The organism is Methyloglobulus sp. (genome assembly GCF_040079455.1).
In the GTDB taxonomy this organism is placed as follows: Bacteria; Pseudomonadota; Gammaproteobacteria; order Methylococcales; family Methylomonadaceae; genus Methyloglobulus.
In genome coordinates this window covers 1-5,433 of sequence record NZ_JBEBKJ010000134.1, presented here as the reverse complement: position 1 = coordinate 5,433, position 5,433 = coordinate 1, and the positions used below count along the sequence as shown (strand labels likewise).

The 5,433-nt window shown below is 48.6% G+C and carries 3 protein-coding genes and 1 pseudogene; all 4 read right to left on the bottom strand.

Going from position 1 to position 5,433, the window contains the following annotated elements; all coding sequences use genetic code 11:
- Positions 1 to 654, bottom strand: a pseudogene (locus tag ABL924_RS17665) (two-component system sensor histidine kinase KdbD); the annotation flags it as partial.
- 1 nt (position 655) lies between these two features.
- The gene (kdpC, locus tag ABL924_RS17660; RefSeq protein WP_349028413.1) at positions 656 to 1,453 is read right to left on the bottom strand and encodes a potassium-transporting ATPase subunit KdpC; all 798 of its coding nucleotides are present in this window, start codon (positions 1,451 to 1,453) and stop codon (positions 656 to 658) included.
- Positions 1,454 to 1,470: 17 nt separating this feature from the next.
- The gene (kdpB, locus tag ABL924_RS17655; RefSeq protein WP_349028412.1) at positions 1,471 to 3,540 is read right to left on the bottom strand and encodes a potassium-transporting ATPase subunit KdpB; all 2,070 of its coding nucleotides are present in this window, start codon (positions 3,538 to 3,540) and stop codon (positions 1,471 to 1,473) included.
- A gap of 26 nt (positions 3,541 to 3,566) precedes the next feature.
- On the bottom strand, positions 3,567 to 5,318 hold the full coding sequence (kdpA, locus tag ABL924_RS17650; RefSeq protein WP_349028411.1) for a potassium-transporting ATPase subunit KdpA: 1,752 nt from the start codon (positions 5,316 to 5,318) through the stop codon (positions 3,567 to 3,569).
- Between the last annotated feature and the right edge of the window lie 115 nt (positions 5,319 to 5,433).

Here is a 5,433-nt window from a genome sequence, read left to right as displayed (position 1 = left end):
AATCAGGTTACCTTTGCGAAAAAAATGTTGCATCGCCCGTTCAGCTTGCTGGGGGATATAGACTTTGCCTTCTTTCAACCGCATCAATAAATCGTCGGGTGGCAAGTCGATTAATTCAATTTCATCGGCAAGTTCAAAAACGGTATCGGGAACCGTTTCCGTTACCTGTACTCCGGTAACCTGGTTGATGTCGTCATTCAGGCTTTCCAAATGCTGGACATTGAGGGTGCTGTAGACATCAATCCCTGCCCTCAACAATTCGTCAATATCCTGCCAGCGTTTCGGGTGACGGCAACCCACCGCATTGCTATGGGCTAACTCATCGACAAGAACCAAAACTGGGCGGCGTTTGAGCACGCCATCCAAATCGAACTCGCGCTGCACAGTACCGCGATGTTGCACCAATTTCGGCGGCAATACCTCCAAACCCTGTAAGACTGCTATGGTTTCTTGGCGATTATGGGTTTCGACCAGCCCCACAACTACATCCATGCCTTTTAGCCGTTTGTCATGGGCGGCTAAAAGCATGGCGTAGGTTTTACCGACACCCGCGGCTGCCCCGAAAAATATTTTTAATCGGCCACGTTTGCTCTGTTGTTCCTCACGTTCCACACGGGCAAGCAACACATCGGGATTTGGGCGGCTATCATCCATTCTATTCTCGAGTTAATTTCCCGGATTTCAAATCGCACAACACTTGCCATTCCTTGCCATCAGGCGCTTGAATTCGATATTTAACCAAGAATTCTCTGTGCCGATCTAGCATTTGCTCTTTTTCAATCACCCCAGGATGCAGAAGCAGAGCTTGTTTTTGGCAAAGTTCGGTATTCACTTTACTTGGAGGTAGAGTAAAATCACGCTCATTCGCATCCGTAGTGATTGTCTGATTGGCATCCAACGCTAGATTTAATACCAGCACATTGATCCGTGGCTCTCCGAGCAAACCCCATTGCCGTCCATCAGTATGCGACTGTATCAATTGCCGAAGCTTTTCCGGGTCAATTTTACGTACTTTAGCGATACGGTTGACTTGATATTCTGCCGCTGCTGGGCTGATGTGCGGATCAAGGCCACTGGCTGAAGCGGTAAGCAGATCAATCGGAACAAGTGCTTTATTTTCAGGATCGATAGCTTGCAAAGCCGCAATACGAGACTTGATTGTTCCCACAAGGTTTAAATTGCTCGGCCCCAAGTTAGAACCGCTAGAAGCTCCTGCGTTATATGGGCCAGGCGATGTCGCGGAAGGCCGTCCCCAAAAATAATCGGGTCGGATGAAGGGCTGGCCGATAAGTTCAGAACCAGCAATATGCTCCTTGTTGACGATTAAACTGCCGTTGGCCTGATTCGAAAATAGCATCTGTGTGCCAAAGGTCACTAACAGCGGATAGGCAATACCGGTTAATAACGTAAAAAACACGAGCATGAGTAAAGCAGGTTTGAGTTGTTGAGCCATGATAGTCTTCTCCTCCGTTAAAGCACTAACGCCGTCAAGCCAAGATCGATTAACTTAATCCCGATGAAAGGCACAATGACACCGCCGCCGCCGTAAACCAGTAAATTATTACGGAGTAACACTTCTGCACTTTGAGGCCGATAGGTAACGCCTTTCAGTGCCAAAGGGATTAACGCAACGATTATCAGGGCATTAAAAATAACGGCGGCGAGAATCGCATTGTCCGGGCTGCTAAGTCCCATGATGTTTAGCACACCCAGTTCGGGATAGGTACTGGCAAAAGCGGCAGGTACAATCGCAAAATACTTTGCCAAGTCATTCGCTAAACTGAAGGTCGTTAATGCGCCGCGCGTCATCAACATTTGTTTACCGGTTTCGACGATTTCAATCAGTTTTGTCGGATTCGAGTCTAAATCGACCATATTGCCGGCTTCCTTGGCAGCTTGCGTACCTGAATTCATCGCCACTGCGACATCAGCCTGGGCTAGTGCCGGGGCATCGTTGGTGCCGTCTCCCGTCATCGCGACCAAGCGGCCTTCCGCCTGTTGCTCGCGGATTAGCTTAAGTTTCGCCTCTGGTGTCGCTTCCGCCAGAAAGTCGTCGACGCCAGCTTCTGCTGCAATGGCGGCTGCTGTTAATCGGTTGTCACCGGTTATCATGATGGTTTTAATACCCATGCGCCGTAGCTCAACAAAACGTTCCTTGATGCCGCCTTTGACAGTATCCTTAAGCTCGATGACGCCCAGCACGCGACCACCTTCAGCCACTAATAATGGTGTGCTACCCCTACGAGCAACGTTATCGGCCAGATTTTTTGCTTCATCCGGAAACTTTCCCTGTTGCGATTCAACATAAGCTCGAATAGCATCCGCTGCACCTTTACGGATTTGACGGTCGCCGATGTTGACGCCGCTCATACGGGTTTGCGCACTGAACGCGACAAAGGTAGCGCCTAATTCTTGGATATTGCGTTCCCGTAGTGCGAATTTTTGTTTGGCTAAAACGATAATACTTCGCCCTTCCGGGGTTTCATCAGCCAAGGTAGCCAACTGGGCAGAGTCTGCCAATTCTTTTTCACTGATTCCACCAAGCGGATAAAAACCAGAAGCTTGCCGATTGCCTAAGGTAATTGTGCCTGTCTTATCGAGCAGCAACACATCCACATCGCCCGCTGCTTCAATAGCCCGCCCTGATGTAGCGATGACGTTTTTTTGCATCATCCGGCCGATACCGGCGACGCCAATCGCAGACAATAAACCACCTATCGTGGTCGGTATCAAACAAACCAATAGCGCGACCAGCACGGTAATCGAAACGGGCGTGCCTGATTTTGCAATGCCCACACTGTAAATCGAATAAGGCAATAAGGTCACTGTGGTTAGCAAAAAAATTAAGGTCAACGCCACCAGTAATATTGTCAGGGCAATTTCGTTAGGCGTTTTTTGCCGTGAGGCGCTCTCCACCATCGAAATCATCCGGTCGAGAAAAGCTTCACCAGGGTTTACCGTTACGCGCACCACCAACCAATCGGACAACACCCGTGTTCCGCCCGTCACGGAACTGAAATCACCGCCGGATTCGCGGATGACCGGTGCACTTTCCCCAGTGATTGCACTCTCATCAACCGAGGCTGCCCCTTCGATGACTTCGCCATCCGCAGGCACAAAATCGCCTGCTTCGATTAAAACAATATCATCACGTCTTAACGACGTGCTGACCACTTTGGCGTAGTTGTTGCCGTAACGCGGTTCATCGAGTTTCTTTGCCATGAGTTCACGTTTGGCGCCGCGTAAGGATGCCGCCTGGGCTTTGCTGCGCCCTTCGGCAATGCTTTCGGCAAAATTGGCAAATAACACGGTAAACCAAAGCCAAAAGGTTATCGCCGACATGAAGCCAAGCTGTTGATCATCGCCTCTGAAAAGGCTTTCCAGGCATAAGCCAGTGGTCAAAATGCTACCGATGTAAACCACAAACATCACCGGATTTTTCCATTGCTGTTGCGGTGCTAATTTACGTAACGTATCGAATAGTGCTTCAACCAGAAGCGCTTTGGTAATAAACGGATGCGTGTGATGTTTAGTGGTCATTAGGTAACTCCTTTTAATCAATCGGCTTAATGCAGATTTATGAGTTGTAAGTGTTCAACAATGGGCCCTAATGCCAATGCTGGCACAAAGGTTAAGGCACCGACCAATAAAATGGTTGCGATCAACAGCAGCACAAATAGAGGGGTATGGGTAGGCAGGGTGCCAACTGTGGTCGGTACCGACTTTTTGGCAGCCAATGATCCGGCAATCGCCAGCACGGGAATAATGATCCCATAACGGCCAAACAACATGATGATGCCTAAGACGATATTATAAAACGGCGTGTTGGCGCTTAATCCCGCAAAGGCACTGCCGTTATTACCCGCCGCCGAAGAAAATGCGTATAGGATTTCACTAAAACCGTGTGCGCCGGGATTGGCAATCCCCGCTATGCCCGCATCGGTTAGCACCGCCAATGCTGTTCCCATCAAGATAAAGAATGCCGGGATTAAAATAACGATAGCCGCCATCTTGATCTCGAAAGATTCAATTTTTTTACCCAGATATTCTGGCGTACGTCCGATCATCAACCCTGCAACAAAGACGGCAATGATAGCGAAAATCAACATGCCATAGAGACCGGAACCGACACCACCGAAAATCACTTCACCTAACTGGATCAGGCACATCGGCACCATACCACTCAGTGGCATAAACGAATCATGCATGGCATTGACAGAACCATTTGACGCGGCGGTCGTTGCCGTTGCCCAAAGCACTGAATTGACTATACCAAAGCGGGTTTCCTTGCCTTCCATGTTACCACCTGATTGCGTTAGGCTGGGCGATTGATCGACACCTAACGCCGTCAACAGCGGATTGCCTGCTTGCTCGTAGTGGAGCGTTACCAGTAATGCGCCGAGCAAAACCAAGGTCATTGTGGTTAAAATCGCCCAGCCTTGTCGTGTGTCATTGATCATTGTGCCAAAGCTATGGCACAGGGCGGCGGGGATTAATAAAATCGCCAATAACTCCAGAAAATTCGACAACGGCGTTGGATTTTCAAAAGGATGCGCGGAATTGGCATTAAAAAAACCGCCGCCATTCGTACCTAATTGCTTGATAGCAATCTGGGATGCTGCTGGGCCGACGGCAATAGTTTGGATATTGCTTTGCTCCGCTTGTGGTTCGTTTTGAGCCTGTTCGACTAATGGAATCTGCATAGTAGGCTTGAAGGTTTGCACCACGCCTTGGCTGACCAACACGAATGAAAATATCAAGGATAAAGGCAACAAGATGTACAAAAGCCCACGGGTTAAATCCACCCAAAAATTACCGATTGTCTCCGTGTTCTTGCGTTGAAATCCGCGGATCATCGCCACCAACACCGCCATACCGGTCGCTGCGGACACAAAATTTTGCACCGTCAGGCCTAACATTTGGGTCAAATAACTCATCGTCACTTCGCCGGAATAACCCTGCCAATTGGTATTGGTGATAAAACTGACGGCGGTATTAAAAGCTGAATCGAACGAAACATTATCCAATTGCTGGGGGTTTAAGGGCAGGTAGTTCTGCGCGACTTGCAAAATAAAAATCACCAATCCGCCCAACAAGTTAAACCACAACAAGGCTCCCGTATACGTCTTCCAGGTCATTTCTTGTTCAGGGTTAACCCCACTTAAACAGTACAATGCCGATTCTATCGGTGCAAAAAATCGATTAATCAGCACAGGACGGTTTTCATACACATTAGCCATATAAACACCCAGCGGCTTTGCGAGCAACAGCAGTGTGATGAGATAGAGCGATATTTGGAGATAACTGTTAATAAACATTAAAATTTCTCCGGGAAGGTAGTGGCTAAACATTAACTGATAAGCTCGAATTATAGGTAACGACAAACCAATGAATCATGCCGTCATGCCACGTTGCACACTTGGAGAACGAGAG